This window comes from Sphingopyxis sp. EG6 (assembly GCF_003609815.1).
GTDB lineage: Bacteria > Pseudomonadota > Alphaproteobacteria > Sphingomonadales > Sphingomonadaceae > Sphingopyxis.
Map to the genome: position 1 here is coordinate 2496939 of NZ_AP017603.1, position 16212 is coordinate 2513150.

At 64.2% G+C, this 16212-nt stretch carries 15 protein-coding genes; 9 read left to right on the forward strand and 6 right to left on the reverse strand.

From position 1 onward, the window contains the following. Positions 1–179 precede the first annotated feature (179 nt). On the forward strand, positions 180–611 hold the full coding sequence (locus tag SPYCW_RS12095; RefSeq protein WP_120216969.1) for a hypothetical protein: 432 nt from the start codon (positions 180–182) through the stop codon (positions 609–611). A gap of 110 nt (positions 612–721) precedes the next feature. Beyond that, on the forward strand, positions 722–1393 hold the full coding sequence (locus tag SPYCW_RS12100; protein WP_120218272.1) for a glutathione S-transferase family protein: 672 nt from the start codon (positions 722–724) through the stop codon (positions 1391–1393). 98 nt (positions 1394–1491) lie between these two features. Here SPYCW_RS12100 and SPYCW_RS12105 read toward each other — a convergent pair whose 3' ends face one another. Together SPYCW_RS12105 and ubiG are read right to left on the reverse strand one after the other, a co-directional pair. Continuing rightward, positions 1492–2094: a YdeI/OmpD-associated family protein gene (locus SPYCW_RS12105; protein ID WP_120216970.1), complete on the reverse strand. Its 603-nt coding sequence runs from the start codon at positions 2092–2094 to the stop codon at positions 1492–1494. Beyond that, entirely contained in the window at positions 2082–2891 is an 810-nt protein-coding gene (ubiG, locus tag SPYCW_RS12110) for a bifunctional 2-polyprenyl-6-hydroxyphenol methylase/3-demethylubiquinol 3-O-methyltransferase UbiG (protein WP_120216971.1), read from the reverse strand. The genes SPYCW_RS12105 and ubiG overlap by 13 nt, the downstream gene beginning before the upstream one ends. Positions 2892–3051: 160 nt before the next feature. Here ubiG and SPYCW_RS12115 point away from each other — a divergent pair, with 160 nt between their 5' ends. Next, complete coding sequence (locus SPYCW_RS12115) at positions 3052–4299, forward strand: aspartate kinase (RefSeq protein WP_120216972.1); 1248 nt, start codon at positions 3052–3054, stop codon at positions 4297–4299. 156 nt (positions 4300–4455) lie between these two features. On the opposite strand, the gene SPYCW_RS12120 is transcribed toward SPYCW_RS12115, so the two are convergent. Beyond that, positions 4456–5043: an inner membrane-spanning protein YciB gene (locus tag SPYCW_RS12120; RefSeq protein ID WP_120216973.1), complete on the reverse strand. Its 588-nt coding sequence runs from the start codon at positions 5041–5043 to the stop codon at positions 4456–4458. Positions 5044–5226: 183 nt separating this feature from the next. Between SPYCW_RS12120 and SPYCW_RS12125 the strand changes: the two genes are divergently transcribed. After that, a complete protein-coding gene (locus tag SPYCW_RS12125; RefSeq protein WP_120216974.1) occupies positions 5227–5643 on the forward strand; it encodes a DUF3703 domain-containing protein in 417 nt (138 codons plus the stop codon). 137 nt (positions 5644–5780) lie between these two features. On the opposite strand, the gene katG is transcribed toward SPYCW_RS12125, so the two are convergent. Then, the gene (gene katG / locus SPYCW_RS12130; protein ID WP_120216975.1) at positions 5781–7973 is read right to left on the reverse strand and encodes a catalase/peroxidase HPI; all 2193 of its coding nucleotides are present in this window, start codon (positions 7971–7973) and stop codon (positions 5781–5783) included. Positions 7974–8339: 366 nt separating this feature from the next. Between katG and SPYCW_RS19020 the strand changes: the two genes are divergently transcribed. Further along, entirely contained in the window at positions 8340–8483 is a 144-nt protein-coding gene (locus SPYCW_RS19020) for a hypothetical protein (RefSeq protein ID WP_172595482.1), read from the forward strand. 73 nt (positions 8484–8556) lie between these two features. Here SPYCW_RS19020 and SPYCW_RS12135 read toward each other — a convergent pair whose 3' ends face one another. Continuing rightward, positions 8557–11085 carry a TonB-dependent receptor gene (locus tag SPYCW_RS12135; RefSeq protein ID WP_120216976.1) on the reverse strand — a complete coding sequence of 843 codons (2529 nt, stop codon included), beginning with the start codon at positions 11083–11085 and terminating at the stop codon, positions 8557–8559. 90 nt (positions 11086–11175) lie between these two features. Further along, positions 11176–11346, reverse strand: coding sequence for a YezD family protein (locus tag SPYCW_RS12140; RefSeq protein WP_120216977.1), 171 nt, complete (start codon positions 11344–11346; stop codon positions 11176–11178). 190 nt (positions 11347–11536) lie between these two features. Here SPYCW_RS12140 and SPYCW_RS12145 point away from each other — a divergent pair, with 190 nt between their 5' ends. From SPYCW_RS12145 to SPYCW_RS12160, 4 genes are all read left to right on the forward strand, one after another. After that, on the forward strand, positions 11537–12541 hold the full coding sequence (locus SPYCW_RS12145; protein ID WP_120216978.1) for an NAD(P)H-dependent flavin oxidoreductase: 1005 nt from the start codon (positions 11537–11539) through the stop codon (positions 12539–12541). A 38-nt stretch (positions 12542–12579) separates the two neighbouring features. Next, the gene (locus SPYCW_RS12150; RefSeq protein WP_232014695.1) at positions 12580–13326 is read left to right on the forward strand and encodes a hypothetical protein; all 747 of its coding nucleotides are present in this window, start codon (positions 12580–12582) and stop codon (positions 13324–13326) included. Positions 13327–13416: 90 nt separating this feature from the next. Next, positions 13417–15714 (forward strand): phosphoenolpyruvate--protein phosphotransferase, encoded by a 2298-nt coding sequence (gene ptsP / locus SPYCW_RS12155; protein WP_120216979.1) that lies wholly within the window; start codon positions 13417–13419, stop codon positions 15712–15714. A 68-nt stretch (positions 15715–15782) separates the two neighbouring features. Then, on the forward strand, positions 15783–16199 hold the full coding sequence (locus tag SPYCW_RS12160; RefSeq protein ID WP_120218273.1) for a GFA family protein: 417 nt from the start codon (positions 15783–15785) through the stop codon (positions 16197–16199). Positions 16200–16212 lie beyond the last annotated feature (13 nt).

Below are 16212 nucleotides of genomic sequence, written 5' to 3' on the forward strand. Positions count from 1 at the left end.
TGGCCCCTCCGTCAGCGCTTCGCGCTGCCACCTCCCCATGGCTTCGCCACAGGGAGGATCGTTTACCGCGTCGGTGCCGCGGTTCATCGCAAGCCTCAATCGCGTTCACCGGGGCGAAAGCGTCGATCCGCTACGGACGCCGCTTCGATGAACCATACGTCCTTCGAAAGGATGGAATCATGTCCCGCCTCGCCCTGATCGCCCTACCCTTCCTCGCGCTCGCCGCGCCGCTGCCCGCTGCCGCGGCTGACGGTGAAATGCGCGATGCCGTCGCGACGCTGAACGACCCCGCGACGCAGGACCGGATGGCCGACACGATCACCGCGATCGTCGGCGCGCTGATGCAGATGCCCGTCGGCCCGCTCGCTGAGGCGGTCGCGCGCGTTGATCCCGATTCCGACGCGGCCTATATCCCGCGCGACGCGACGCTGGGCGAGGTCGCGGGCCGCGATCCCGATTATGCCGACCGCATGGGCGCCGATGTGCGCGCCACGAGCCGGATGGCGGGACAGGCCGCCGCGGCGCTGGCGGTTTACGCCCCCGTGCTCAAGGATATGGCGCGCGATATGGCCGCGCAGTGGGAACGCGAACGCGCCGCGCAACGCCGCTAAGTTCACTCTCTTCGTCATCCCGGCGAAGGCCGGGATGACGAGGTAAGTTAAATCCCGACCAGCTCGCACTATGGTTGCGCGCGGCGCCCCGCTGCCGCTATGCCGAAACCATGTGGCAACTCTATCAATTCCCGCTCTGTCCCTTTTCGCGCAAGGTCCGCCTGCTATTGGGCGAAAAGGGCGTCGGTTATGAATTGGTGCGCGAATCGCCGTGGGAACGCCGCGACGAATTCATCGACCTCAATCCGGCGGGCCGCACCCCGGTAATGGTCGATCAGGCGCGCGGCCAGGTGCTGATCGACAGCATGGCGATCGCCGAATATTTCGAGGAAACCGTCGAAGGCAAGGCGATGATCAACGGCACAGCGGCGAACCGCGCCGAGATCCGCCGGCTGACCGCATGGTTCGACCATGACTTCTATTATGAAGTCACCGGGCCTTTGCTGTTCGAACGGATGCAAAAGCGCATCGTCCACCGCCAGCCGCCCGACGGCGGCGCGCTGCGCGAGGCGATGAAGGCGGCGAACAACCATCTCGACTATGTCGATTACCTCATCGACCATCGCACCTGGCTCGCCGGCGCAACGATGAGCCTCGCCGACCTCACCGCCGCCGCGCATATCTCGGTCGCCGACTATCTCGGCGGCATTGACTGGACCGGGCATGAGCAGACGAAGGGCTGGTATTCGGGGCTCAAATCACGCCCGAGCTTTCGCCCGCTGCTGGCCGAGCGGATGGAGATTGTGACGCCGCCGAAGTACTACGAAGATGTCGATTTCTAACCGTCGCCCCCGCGAAGGCGGGGGCCGCTGGCAACTTTAGGCCGCAGCGTCGTGACAAGCCGACTGCGGCCCCCGCCTTCGCGGGGGCGACGCCATGGTCAGCAGCCCTTATATTTCCAGTGCCGATCCTTGCCCTCGGCGACCTGCGCGACGATCGTTTCGATGCGTTTGACGCGCGTTTCCTCGCGCTTCGCCTCGAGCACCCATTCGATATAGTCGCGGCGCTTGCCGGGCGAGAAGGAGTCCCAATGGCCTTGTGCTGCGGCATTGGCTTTCAGCGCGACGCCCAGATCGCCCGGCAGGTCGAGCGCCGCCTTTGGTTTCGGCGCCGCGCGCTTGGGCTTGCCCTCGGCGCACAGCGCCGCGGCCTTCCGGATATAGTCGGCCATCGCCTCGTCGCCCAGCAGGTCGGCCAGCGACGCGAGCCGCCCCATGCTGCCCATCGCCCCGGTGTCGCGCGGCGAGCCGGTGACATCCTCGTCGCGCCAGAAACCGAAGGTCGCATGTTCCTTGAACGCCGCCATGCCCGCCAGATTCTGGCCGTTCAGCACAAAATGCGGGACGCCCCATTTGAGCGTCTCTTCCACGCCCGGCGCATGGCTATGCACCAGTTCGCGCAAATGGGTCAGGATCGGCTGCGCAAAGGGCTGTGCCTTCGCGATATAGGCGTCGACGCGGGGGTCGCGGCTTACGCCGGCCACCTTGCCGCGACCAGATAGTTGAGCGCCTCGCTGCCGCCGAGCTTGAAGCCCTTGGCCGCTGACGGCGACAGGCCGGTGCGGTCGATCACCTCAAGCCCCGCGCTTTCGAGCAGCTTGGTCAGTTCCTCGGGCTTCAGAAACTGGTCCCAGTCGTGCGTCCCGCGCGGCACCGCACCGATGCGCTCGGCCGCCTCGACGAGCAGCAGTTTCGACAGCATCGTGCGGTTCGGGGTCGACAGGATCATCAGCCCGCCGGGTGCGAGCCGACCCGCAAGTTCGGCGATGAAGGCGGCGGGATCGGTGACATGCTCGACGACCTCCATCGAGGTGACGAGGTCGAAAACCGCTCCCCCGTTCGTGTCGAGCGAAGTCGAGACACCCGGAAGGCTGGCATCCCCCAAGCGTGTCTCGACTTCGCTCGACACGAACGGAATGGGGAGGTCGGCGAGTTCGCCTGCAAAATAGGTAATCGAAAGCCCCTGCCCCGCCGCATGACCCCGCGCCGCGGCGATATTCTCGGGCGCCGCATCGACGCCCGTCACCTGCGCGCCCATCCGCACGAGCGGTTCGGCGAGGAGTCCCGCGCCGCAACCGACGTCGAGCGCGCTACGCCCCGCAAGCGGGTGACGTTCACGCGCATCGACATGCCAATGCGCGTCGATCTGGTCGCGGATATAGGCAAGGCGGACCGGGTTCAGCTTGTGCAGCATCGCCGACGAACCGTGCGGGTCCCACCAGTCGGCGGCGAGCGCGCCGAAATGGGCGGCTTCATTCGGATTGATCGTCACAGCGCTCATGCCCCGCGATGTGGCACTCCGCCTTCCGCGGCGCAAGAAATTCTATCGCGCGCATAGGTTCTCATGCTTGCCATTGCACCTCCCCTTCCGTAACGACGCGAGCGCCGCGGAAATGCTTGGAAAAGTCGCGGTTGGAACCAGTTCAGGAAAGCGGGGCGAGATGGCGCGGATCGTGATGAAATTCGGGGGCACGTCGATGGCGGGCACCGAGCGGATTCGCACCGTGGCGAAACTCGTCGCGCGCGAAGTCGCGCAGGGTAACGAGGTCGCGGTCGTCGTCTCGGCCATGGCAGGCGAAACCGACCGGCTCGTCAATTTCTGCCGCGAGGCCAATCCGCGCTACGACCCCGCCGAATATGACGTCGTCGTCGCGGCGGGCGAGCAGATCACCTCGGGCCTGCTCGCGCTGACCTTGCAGGCGATGGGAACCCCCGCGCGCAGCTGGCTCGGCTGGCAGCTCCCGATCCGCACCGAGGAAGCGCACGCGCGCGCGCGCATCGCCGACATCGACACCGGCGCGCTCGGTGCCGCAATGGCGAAGGGCGAGGTCGCAGTGATTCCGGGCTTTCAGGGGCTAATGGACGATGGCCGCGTGTCGACGCTCGGCCGCGGCGGGTCGGACACGAGTGCCGTGGCGGTTGCGGCGGCGCTGAAGGCCGATCGCTGCGACATCTACACCGACGTCGACGGCGTCTATACCACCGACCCGCGCATCGTCGCGCGCGCGCGCAAGCTCGATTATGTCACCTATGAAGAAATGCTCGAACTCGCGAGCGTCGGCGCCAAGGTGCTGCAAACCCGCTCGGTCGGGCTGGCGATGAAAGAGGGCGTGCGCGTGCAGGTGCTCTCGAGTTTCGTCGAGGGCGACGAGGCTCCCAAAAAAGGCACGATGATCGTCAGCGACGAGGAAATAGAGGAACATCAGATGGAACGGCAGCTGATCACCGGCATCGCCCACGACAAGAATGAAGCGAAGATCATCGTCACGCGCGTCCCCGACCGTCCGGGCGGCGTCGCCAACATCTTCGGCCCGCTCGCCGCGGCGGGGATCAACGTCGATATGATCATCCAGAACGTCGGGCGCGACAAGGGCGAGACCGACGTGACCTTCACCGTGCCGGGTGCCGACCTCCTCCGCTCGATCGACCTGCTCGAGGGCGCGAAGGAAAAGATCGGCTTCAACCGCATCATCAGCGACGACAAGGTCGCCAAGATCAGCGTCGTCGGCGTCGGCATGAAGAGCCACGCGGGCGTCGCAAGCACGATGTTCCGCGCGCTTGCGGATAGAGGGATCAACATCCAGGCGATCTCGACCAGCGAGATCAAGGTCAGCGTACTGATCGACGAGGATGAAACCGAGCTTGCGGTGCGCGTGCTGCACACGGCCTACGGGCTGGACGCCGAGTAAGAATTGCCCAAGCCCATTTTTTTGATCGTCATCCCGGCGAAGGGTGTAGGGAGGCACGTGACTCCCTACACGATCTCGCCGTCGCGTTTTGATGCGCCGTTGAGATCCCGGCCTTCGCCGGGATGACGATATAGGCTTTGGGCGACCATCCCGCGCTCACTCGGCAGCAACCGCTATCGCCGCCTCATCCCCCGCCATCCGCCGCAGCCGGGCTTTCATTACAAAATGCACCACCGCGACGTGGACCGCGAACAGGCCGAATTTAGACGTCAGCGGAAAGACGCCGATGAACAACGGCCACCAGGCGGTGAAGAAGATCGCGATGATCAGGTTTAGCCCTGCGCTCGCAAACATCATCGCCGACCAGATCATGCCGAACCGGTCCATCACATCGCCGACCAACGCCAGTTGCTCGGGCGGGATATAGCGATTGAGCCAGCCCTTGCGCAGCATCACGCTGCCGACGATCAGATAGACGATCGTCGGCTTCGCCATCACAAAACGCGGATCGCCGGTAAAGAGCGTCGCGGCCGCAGCGAAGAGTACCGATGCCAGGCTGATCCATTGCAGCGCCGCAACCTTGCGCCCGCGCGCGAGTTCGTAGCCGACGACCGCCAGCGCAACCGCCGTGCCCGCCACCGTCGCAACCAGGATCCCGGCCCCGGTTGCCAGCAGCACCGCAAAAAGGATGACACCCAGCGAATCGAACAGCATCGGGCCGATCGCGTAGAGCAAAGTTCGCATGCCGCATCCTCTTGTCGCGAATCAAATGTTTTCGCCGTAAACATTGATCGACGAGGCCGATGCGGTCAAGTATAAATTTACGCTGTTAACATGGGCGACACGCCATGTACCGGTATGATTAGGTTCTCGATCGAAACCCAATTCCTATGGTAGCCCCAAGCACCCACTTTGGAGGTGTTCGTTATGAAATCGGCGGTCAAAGCAGCCTTTGCCAGCGAAATGGCGTCCGCCCGATCAGCCGAAGCGGCCGGCGACTTTGCCCTCGCTACCCGGCATCTGGAACGCGCCCATATCCTGGGCCAGCGCTGGTATGTGACCCATATCCGAACGCATTATCATATGTTGCGGCTTGCCCTGAAACGGTCGGACGCGAAAGAGGCGCGCGGTCAGCTTGTCCGGTTGATCGGCGCGGGCCCCTTTCACCTCGCGGGTTGGGTGCCCGTCGGCAACACCGGCGGCGCCGACGTATCCGCCACCCGGCCGATGCCGATACCGGCGGACCTGCAATCCCATCTTGAAGGCCATTCGCTCCGCAATGGCTTGATCCTGCGCGGCTTTTTGCTCGCGGCGATTGTCGCGGCCTATCTGATCTATCGGTAAGGAACGCGCTGCCGGGGCTCTGACGCTGGCTGACGCCTGCACGCAAGCCCTGTTGCAACACCAAAGAAAAGACCCGCCCCCAGGCCCATGTCCCCGGGGGCGGGTCCGCGACCCGTCGTCTGTGCGGCTGGTGCCGATCAGGCGAGGTCGAACCGGTCGGCGTTCATCACCTTCGTCCACGCCTTGACGAAGTCCTTGACGAACTTTTCGCCATTGTCGGACTGCGCATAGACTTCAGCGACCGCGCGCAGCTCTGAATTCGAGCCGAACACCAGGTCGGCCCGCGTCGCGCGCCAGGTTTCACCGCCGCCCTTGCGGTCGGTGGCAACAAATTCCTGGTCATCGGACCCGTCGACCGCCTTCCAGACATTGGTCATGTCGAGCAGGTTGACGAAGAAGTCGTTGGTGAGCTGTCCCGACCGCTTGGTGAAGTGGCCGTGACCACGCTCGCCATGATTGGCGCCCAGCACGCGCAGGCCGCCGATCAGGACGGTCATTTCGGGGACCGACAGGCCGAGCAGCGACGCGCGGTCGAGCATCATTTCCTCGGTCTTCACCGCCAGCTTCTTCTTGCCCAGATAGTTGCGGAACGCATCGGCTTCGGGCTCCATCACGTCGAAGCTGGCAGCATCGGTCTGTTCCGCGGTCGCATCGCCGCGCCCGCCGATGAACGGCACCGCGACGTTGAAGCCCGCGTCCTTGATCGCCTTTTCCAGCCCGACGACGCCGCCCAGCACGATCGTGTCGGCGATCGACAGATTGCCGCGCAGCCCGTCGAGCGTGCTCAGCACCTTGGCGAGCAGCGCGGGTTCGTTGACCTCCCAATCCTTCTGCGGCGCGAGGCGCACGCGCGCGCCATTGGCGCCGCCGCGATGATCCGACTTGCGATAGGTGCTGGCCGACGCCCAAGCCGTCTTGATCAGCTCGCTGACGCTCAGGCCGCTCGCGGCGATCTTTTCCTTCACCGCCGCCACTTCGGCATCCGACGGCATCGTGCCCGCGGGGATCGGATCCTGCCAGATCAGATCTTCGGCCGGAACTTCGGGGCCAAGGTAGCGGACTTTCGGCCCCATGTCGCGGTGGCACAGCTTGAACCAGGCGCGCGCGAATGCGTCCTTGAACGCTTCATGATCGTTACGAAACTTCTCGCTGATCGCACGGAATTCCGGATCCATCTTGAGCGCCATGTCGGCGGTCGTCATCATCGTCGGAACCTTGACGTTCGGATCCCACGCCGCCGGGGCCATGTCCTCCGGCTTCTGGTTGATTGGCTGCCACTGCTGCGCGCCGGCGGGCGAGTGGACGAGCTCATAATCATAATCGAGCAGCAGGCGGAAGTAATTCTCCGACCATTCGGTCGGGGTGTTGACCCACGACCCTTCGATGCCGCTTGTCACGGCATGCTCGCCGACGCCGCCGCTCTCGTGACTGCTGACCCAGCCGAAGCCCTGCGCCGCAATGTCGCCGCCCGAAGGCGCAGCGCCGAGCAGCGACGCGTCGCCATTGCCATGCGCTTTGCCAAAGGTGTGGCCGCCCGCGGTCAGCGCGACCGTTTCCTCATGGTTCATCGCCATGCGCTCGAAGGTTTCCTTCATGTCGCGCGCCGACAGCAGCGGATCGGGATTGCCGCCCGGTCCTTCCGGATTGACGTAGATCAGACCCATCTGGATCGCGGCCAGCGGTCCTTCGATCGCGTCCATGCCCTTATCCGGATCGATGCGCGTCTGGACGCCTTCGTTGACCCACTTGTCTTCGCTGCCCCAATAGATGTCGCGCTCGGGCTCGAACACGTCGGCGCGGCCGCCGCCGAAGCCGAATACCGGCCCGCCCATGCTTTCGATCGCGACATTGCCGGTCAGGATGAACAGGTCGGCCCAGCTGATCTTGTTGCCATATTTCTGCTTGATCGGCCAAAGCAGACGGCGCGCCTTGTCGAGGTTGCCGTTGTCGGGCCAGCTGTCGAGCGGCGCGAAGCGCTGTTGCCCGCTGTTGGCGCCGCCGCGGCCGTCAGCGGTGCGATAGGTACCTGCGGCGTGCCACGCCATGCGGATGAAGAAGGGTCCGTAATGACCATAGTCGGCGGGCCACCACGGCTGGCTGTCGGTCATCAGCGCGGTCAGGTCGGCCTTCAACGCCTGATAGTCGAGCAGCGCAAATGCCTTCGAATAGTCGAAGTCGTCGCCCATCGGGTTCGACGGGCCGTTCGGGGTCAGGACTTCGGTCGCCAGCATGTCGGGCCACCAATCCTTGTTGGTGCGGCCGAGCAGCGACCGCACGCCGCCGGGTTGGTGAACCGGGCATCCGCCGCTGATGGGGGTCTGGTCGTTCATACAGTCTCTCCTTTGGGGGTTCTCGTTGGATAAGGGTGGCGCGGCAGGATGACCGGCGCATGACGCGCGGGCGACCGGGGGGTCACCGCAGGCGCATCGATGCTGGCTGATCGCGAGTCGATTGGGTCGTCCTTTCGCCTTGGGATGGAAAGGATAGGCCGCCCTCTTCCATCGACATAACCGAATAAGCTGAATTCAGTCATTGAACGAACCGATTACAGAGCGGCGGGTTGCGGCAATGATATGACTTGGTCGCGCTGCTGCCACGCCCCGACGAAAGCGCGCCGAGGTCGCGCAACATTACGCAGGAACAGCGGGTTGGCATGATGTCACCCGCATAATGGCGTGACGAAATGGAGAGAGAAAGTGGCCAACCAAAACCCCAACGAGCAGCAGCAACGCGACGAAGAACAACGCCGCAAGCAGCAGCAACAGCAGGATGGCAGCCAGGATCGCCAGCAGGGCGGCCAGCGGTCCGATCAGGACCGCGGCAACCCGCAGCAGCGCTGATCGATCAGCCCGCACGAAAAGGGGGCGCTCCTCGCGGAACGCCCCCTTCTCTGTTTCCGGCGAATGGGCCGGGTCAGAAATTGAACTTGACCGTCCCACCCCAGGTCCGCGGATCGCCCGGCTGGCCCGCAATCAGTCCGACATTGCCCGGCGCCACTTGCAGCGTTTCGATATAATCGACGTCGAAGGCGTTGCGGACCCAACCGAAAACATCGAACCCGTCAGCGCGAAACCCGACGCGGAAATTGGTCAGCGCATAGCCCTTTACATCGGTATAGATCGACGGCGACGCATTGGAATTCCAGCGCGAGCGATAATTGCCGTCGACGCCCAGATAGACCTGACCGTCCTTCGCGAGCAGCGTGGCGGGGACGTTCGTTTCCGCACCATAGGAAAACGCCCATTTCGATACGCCGGGCAGGTCGGCGCCCGAAATGTCGCACTGGCGCGGGCTGAGCGCGCCGGGGATCCCCGGCTGCGAATAATCGGGCGCGGCATTGGCAGGCTGGAACGTCCCGCCGGACAGTTCGGGCGGGCACGGCGCGTTGGTGAAGCGTTTATATTTGGCGTCGGTGTAAGCGCCGTTGGCATAAGCGGTGAACCGGTCGCTGGTCCTAATCTTGAAGTCCGCTTCGATACCCTGCGACACCACTTTTTCGGCGTTCGCCAGATAGCCGCGCACCGTGCCGAACTGGCCGCCGTTCACCGTCGCCTGGAAATTCTTGATCTCGGTCCGGAAGGCGGTGAGGTTGAAGGTCGCCAGACGGTTCAAGAACTGCGTCTTGAGCCCGATTTCGAAATGATTGACCGATTCCGGCTTCACGGTGCTGGCGCTTAGCACCGGCTGGTTGTTGGTATCGAGCGGCAAGCCATTCTGGTTGATGCCGACGGTCTTGAAGCTTTTGGCATAGGTTGCGTAGGCCAGCACGTCGGGCGCGAGCTTGTAGTTCACGTTCAGATCATAGCTGAAATTCCAGTCGCTGACCGACGGCTTGGTCAGCTGCGGCTGGTAAACGCCGCACTGTGCGGTGAGCACCGCGTTGCCCGCCGTCGCCGCTGGCGCGCAGCTGGCAATCACCTGCCCCGCACCCGTGGTCACCACGCGCTGATAAAAGCCTTCCTTCTTGTCATAATTAACCCGAATACCCGGCTGGATGGTCAGTTCGGGGGTCAGCTTGTAGCTGAGCTGTCCATAGAAGGCGGCGCTGTCGGCCTTCAGGAACTGCGTGTTGGACGCGGTCAGGCCGTTCAACACCTCGGGCCGATTGTAGACATTGTTCGGATCGGTCGACGGCGCCAGGCTGTAACGCGTCGCGTCGATGCCTTGCTGCTCGGTCCCCTGCGTATCGATCCGCTGCCGGAAAGCGAACAGACCGGCGACAAAATCGATCGTGTCGCCTTCGTAATTGTAACGAAACTCCTGGCTGTACTGGTCCTGCTGCGACGGATTTTGCGACCGCGACACTACCGACGCACCGGTGAAGTCGCGGTCATTCTCCGGCAGCCAATCCCAGAAGCGCCAAGCGGTGATCGAGGTCAGGGTGCCTGGCCCGACGTCCCATTTGACGCGTAGCGATGCGCCGCCAATCTTGTTTCCGGCGTTCAGGCTAGCGTCGATGTCGGTCAACCGGTCGTACACATTGCGGCTGGGGACGGTGTAATTGTAGCCGGGGTTGGCGGCCGCCAGTCGGGCGATGATCGCGTCATACTGCCGGTTCAACGCGCGCTGGGTCGGCCCGACCCGGACGAAGGCAGTGCCGCAGCATTCGGGATCCTGCTTGCTGAAATCGGCAGCCAGCGTGATCGACAAATCGTCGTTCGGCTGGAACAGCAGCTGGCCGCGCAGGCCCAGATTGTCCTGTTCGTTGATCCAGCGATCGGTGCGCGTGTTGAACAACGTGCCGCGGCGGCTGGTCGCGGCGATCGCGATGCGTGCGGCGATCGTGTCGCTCAGCGGCCCCGACACGGCGGCTTTCGCCTGCCGGTAGTTGAGATTGCCGACGCTCACCTCGGCGCGCCCCTCGAAATCGAAGGTCGGCTGGTTGGTCGTGATGTTGATCGCGCCCGCGGTGGTATTCTTGCCATAGAGCATCCCCTGCGGCCCGCGCAGCACCTCGACCTGATCGACGTCGAGAAAGTCGAAGGTCGCGGCGGCAACGCGCGAATTATAGACGTCGTCGACATAGATGCCGACGCCTTGTTCGAACCCGTCGCTCGTCAGGCCGTACGGCACACCGATGCCGCGGATATTGACCGAGGTGTTGCGCGGGTTGGTGGTATAAACCTGAAGCGTCGGGGCGAGCTGTTGCAGCTTCACGACGTTGAAGTTGCCCGTCGCCTCGATCGAATCGCCGCGAATGACCGAAATCGCGACCGGCACCTCTTGCGCGTTTTCCTGACGGCGGCGCGCTGTGACGATGATGATGTCGCCGCGGCTGACGTCATCGTCGATCTGCGCGGTGACTGGCGCGCCCTCGTCCGCGCCATTGGCTGCGGACACCTCCTCAGCCGTGGCGGGCGTGGCTCCGATGGCCAGAAGAAGCGAAATGGTGAGCGACGAGGCCTGCGCGCGGCGGCGGGCGGACGGGTATTTTGCGGGCATGACAATTTCCTGTTGCAAAGAAATTGCCACATCCGGTGGTCCGGTCTGCGGCAGGATGAGGGGAGAACCCCCTTGGGAGATTTTAAAAGTTCAGTTGGGATAGCGGTGCCGTTCGGTCACATCGACCTGCACCAGACGACCTTCGTGAACGGTCAGCTGGATGGCACCAAATTTCAGTTTCTGAAGCGCATCGAGCACGGTCTGCACCGCGCGAGGCGTCTGTTTGGATCCGTCTTTGTCGGTCTCCGTGGATGAACGCATGAATAATCCTTTCCCTGATGGATTCGCCGCCCAAGCATATGCCAAGTGATTTAGTTGACAATGATTGATTTGCTTTCTGCGCCGAAAGGTTCGGTTGCTGCGCCAAACGGATTCCAGCACACGACGGGCCGATTGCCCTGTGGCCGCCAGGGATTGCGCGCGAGTCCCAGTGCTGGCAAAGGCAACCTCAATGAGCAAAATGAACGAACTGATGGCGCGCGGGACCGACCTGCTCGGCAGCGATTATGCCATCCTCTGCGGCGCGATGAGCTGGGTTTCCGAACGCCATCTGGTCAGCGCCATCAGCAACGCGGGCGGCTTTGGAGTGATCGCCTGCGGCGCGATGACGCCCGACCTGCTCGATACCGAAATCGCCGCGACCAAGGCGCTGGCGACGCGGAACTTCGGCGTCAACCTGATCACCATGCACCCGCAATTGTTCGACCTGATCGAGGTTTGCGCCAAGCATGGCGTCGGCCATGTCGTGCTGGCGGGCGGCCTGCCGCCCAAGGGCAGCCTGGAGGCGATCAAGGCGTCGGGCGCCAAGGTGATCTGTTTCGCCCCGACGCTCGCGCTCGCCAAAAAGCTGGTCCGGTCGGGCGTCGATGCGTTGGTGATCGAAGGCATGGAGGCCGGCGGCCATATCGGCCCGGTATCGACCAGCGTGCTGGCGCAGGAAATCCTGCCGACGCTGGCGGACGAGGTGCCGATCTTTGTCGCCGGGGGCATCGGCCGCGGCGAAGCGATCGCTGCCTATCTGGAAATGGGCGCCTCGGGCGTCCAGCTCGGTACCCGTTTCGTCTGCGCGACTGAGAGTATTGCCCACCCCAATTTCAAGAAGGCGTTTATCCGCGCATCGGCGCGCGAAGCGGTCGCGAGCGTCCAGATCGATCCGCGCCTGCCCGTCATCCCGGTCCGCGCGCTGAAAAACGCCGGGACCGAAGCGTTCACCGCCAAGCAGCGCGAGGTCGCCAACAAGCTCGACGCGGGCGAAGTCGACATGATGCAGGCGCAGCTGGAAATCGAGCATTATTGGGCGGGCGCGCTGCGCCGCGCAGTGCTCGACGGCGACGTCGAAAATGGTTCGTTAATGGCAGGGCAATCTGTCGGTATGGTATCCCAAGAAGAGAGTGTGGCGGAAATCGTCGCATCTCTGGTGCAACAGGCCGAAGCCGCGTTGCACGCCCGGGGTTGACGCCGCATGGTATCGCGGTTGGGGAGTGGAACATGAATATGTCGCGGAAGATTATCGTCGCAGCTTTGCTCGCGAGCGTTGCTGCTTGTACGAAAGCACCGCCCCCGCCGCCCCCGCCGCCGCCCCCGCCGCCAGTGGTCGTGGTGGTTCCGCCGCGGCCGCTGCCGCCGGGCAATGCGTCGGTGACCCAGATTCTCCCCGGTCGCGGCATCGACGGCAGGTTTGTCACGGCAAACAGCAATGTCACCGGCGACCGCGCCTTCTGGCAGCTCAAGATCGGGCTCAACGTCGCCGCCATCGGTTGCCGCGGCCTCGAGGAAACGACGCTGGTGTCGGCGTATAACAATATCATCAAGACGCACGGCAAGATCATCCGCTCGAGCGAAAAAAATGTGATCACCCAGCTCGGCAAAGAAACCAAAACCAACGGCACCGCCGCGCGCGATCGGCTGTCGACGCAGTTGTTCAACTATTTTGCGCAGCCCCCCGCGCAGCGGGCATTCTGCGCCCGCGCCAATGAAATCGCGCAGCTGGTTTCATCGACCCCCACCGCGCAGGTGATCGAACAGTCGCCCGCGCATCTGGTGCGGCTCGATCAGCCATTCCATGACTTTTACGAGGCCTATGCGCGTTACCAGTCGGACGTCGCGGCGTGGGATGCCAAATATGCCCCGCCGCCGCCGATCATGAGCGCCCCGGCGCCGCTGACGCCCGTCGGCCCGACGACGACGATGACGCCGGTCGGGACCGCCACGCCGCGGCCTGCGTCGACCGGCACCAACTGACGCAGGCTTGGCAGGCGCCAAGAATAGTTTTGCCGCGTCGGCGCGCGGGGGTCATGGCGCTCGGCGCATCCATCTGTTAGCAGGAGGCGAATGACCAACGCCCCGCCTCCGCCTTCGTCCGCTGCCCAGTCGGCCCGCACCATCCTGACGCGGCTGCACGAGGTCATGGCATCGCGCGCGAACGCGCAGGGCAAGCTCAACCAGGTCGTCGGGATCATCGGCGAATGCCTCGATAGCGAGGTTTGCTCGATCTATCTGCTGCGCGATGGCGCGCTCGAACTTTACGCCACGCGCGGCCTGAAACAGGAAGCGGTGCACGTCACGCGGCTGGGGCTCGGTGAAGGGCTCGTCGGTACGATCGCCGAACAGATCGAAACGCTGAACCTCGACGAAGCTGCGGCGCATCCCGACTTTTCCTATCGCCCCGAAACCGGCGAAGAATTGTTCCACAGCTTTGCCGGGGTGCCGATCATCCGCCGCGAACGCGCGGTCGGCGTCCTCTGCGTCCAGCACGCCGACCCCCGCCGCTACGCCGATATCGAGATCGAGACGTTGCAGACGGTGGCAATGGTGCTGTCCGAACTGATCACCAACGCCGACCTTGTTGACACCGCCGCGCGCATCGACGCCGCCGCCGCCGACCAGTCGGCGCAGCGGCTGAATGGCCAAAAGCTAGTCGATGGCATGGGCGCCGGGGTCGCGGTGTTTCATCAGCCGCGCATCACGATCGAACATACCGTCGCCGAAGATACCGAGGCCGAGCGGCACCGCGTCTATGCCGCGTTCGACAAGATGCGCGAACAGATCGACCGCATGGCGAGCCAAGCCGATTTCGGGGTCGGCGGCGAGCATGAAGAGGTCATCGAGACCTACAAGATGTTCGCGTATGACGAAGGCTGGTCGCGGCGTATCAACGAGGCGATCGACAGCGGCCTGACCGCCGAAGCCGCGATCGAGCGCGTCCAGCAACGCACCCGGATGCGGATGCGCCAGATCGACGATCCGCTGCTGCGCGACCGGATGCACGACCTGGAGGATCTGTCGAACCGGCTGATCCGCATAGTGTCGGGGCAGATGGGGACCGCCGCGCAAATGGGCTTGCGCCAGGATTCGATCCTGATCGCGCGCAACCTTGGCCCCGCCGAACTGCTCGAATATGACCGCCGCCGCCTGAAAGGCGTGGTGCTCGAAGAAGGCTCTTTGACCGCCCACGTCATCATCGTGGCGCGCGCGATGGGGGTGCCGGTGATCGGTCGCGTCAGCGACGTGCGCGCCTCGATCCGTGAGGGCGATCTGCTGCTGCTCGATGCCTCGGCGGGCGCGCTGCACGTCCGTCCGACACAGGCGGTCCAGGATGCCTTCGACGCCAAGCTGGTGATTTCGCAGAAGCGCCGTGCTAACCTTGCCTCGCTGCGCGACCTGCCGGCCGTCACCAAGGATGGCGTCGCAATCGAATTGATGATCAACGCGGGGCTGCGCGAAGATGTCGCCGCGCTCGACCTGACCGGCGCGCGCGGTATCGGGCTGTTCCGCACCGAATTCCAGTTCCTGGTGTCGGCAACCTTGCCGTCGCGCGACCGCCAGCAACGCCTCTACCGCGACGTGCTCGACGCCGCGGGCGACCGGCCGGTGATCTTTCGCACCGTCGACATCGGCGGCGACAAGGCGCTGCCCTACATGAATGTGGGCGACGGCGCGCTCGAGGAAAATCCGGCGATGGGCTGGCGCGCGCTGCGCCTCGCACTCGAACGCGAAGGGCTGCTCAAGGTTCAGGCGCGCGCGCTCATGGAGGCTGCCGCCGGACGCACGCTCAACGTCATGTTCCCGATGGTGTCCGAGCCCTGGGAATATGAAGCCGCACGCAGCCTGTTCGTCGGGCAGCGGGCGTGGCTGGCGCAGCATAACAAGAAACTGCCGGTCGCGATCCGTTATGGCGCCATGCTCGAAGTGCCAGGGCTGCTCGAGACGCTCGACCTGATGCTGCCGCACCTCGATTTCCTGTCGATCGGGACCAACGACCTCACCCAGTTCCTGTTCGCCGCCGACCGTGCGCACCCGCGCCTCGCCGAGCGTTACGACTGGCTGTCGCCGATCGTCATGCGCTATCTGGCGCGCGTGGTGCGCACGGTATCGGGATCGAAGGTCGCGCTCGGCGTGTGCGGCGAGATGGGCGGGCGGCCGCTCGAAGCCATGGCGCTGCTCGGCGTCGGTATCGAACGCCTGTCGATCACCCCCGCCGGGGTCGGCCCGGTCAAGGCGATGATCCGCTCGCTCGACCTCGCCGCGCTCCGCGCCGACATGCCGGCGATCCTGGCACAACCCTCATCCAACCCGCGCGGCCAGTATCAGGCATGGGCCGAGGCGCATCAGGTTGATCTGGGGGATTGACGCGTGAGGTAATTGCGTCACTGGCGATGTTTATGTTATGTTCTCCCCGTTAAGTCTGGGAGACAATGATGAGCGATTCGAACCCCCGCGCCACCGGCCAATGCCATTGCGGTGCGATCCGTTATTCGATGACCACCACCGTACAGCATCATGCGCTGTGCCATTGCAGCGATTGCCGCCGCCACGCGGGCGCGCCGATGGTCGGGTGGGCGCTGGTCGGGCAGGACGAGATCGAGATCAGCGGGACGCCCAAAATCTATGCGTCGTCCGAACATGGGCGCCGTCATTTCTGCGGCGAATGCGGCACTGGGCTGTTTTATACCAGCGAGGCAATTTTCCCGGGGCAGATCGATGTCCAGTCGGCGACGCTCGACGACCCCGGCCTGATCCCGGCGCAGGTGCAGATCCAGACCGCCGAACGGATCGGTTGGATGGAAAAGCTCGACAGCCTGCCCGCGTTCGATCGTTATCCGCCGTTCGAATAAAGATCTGCACGCA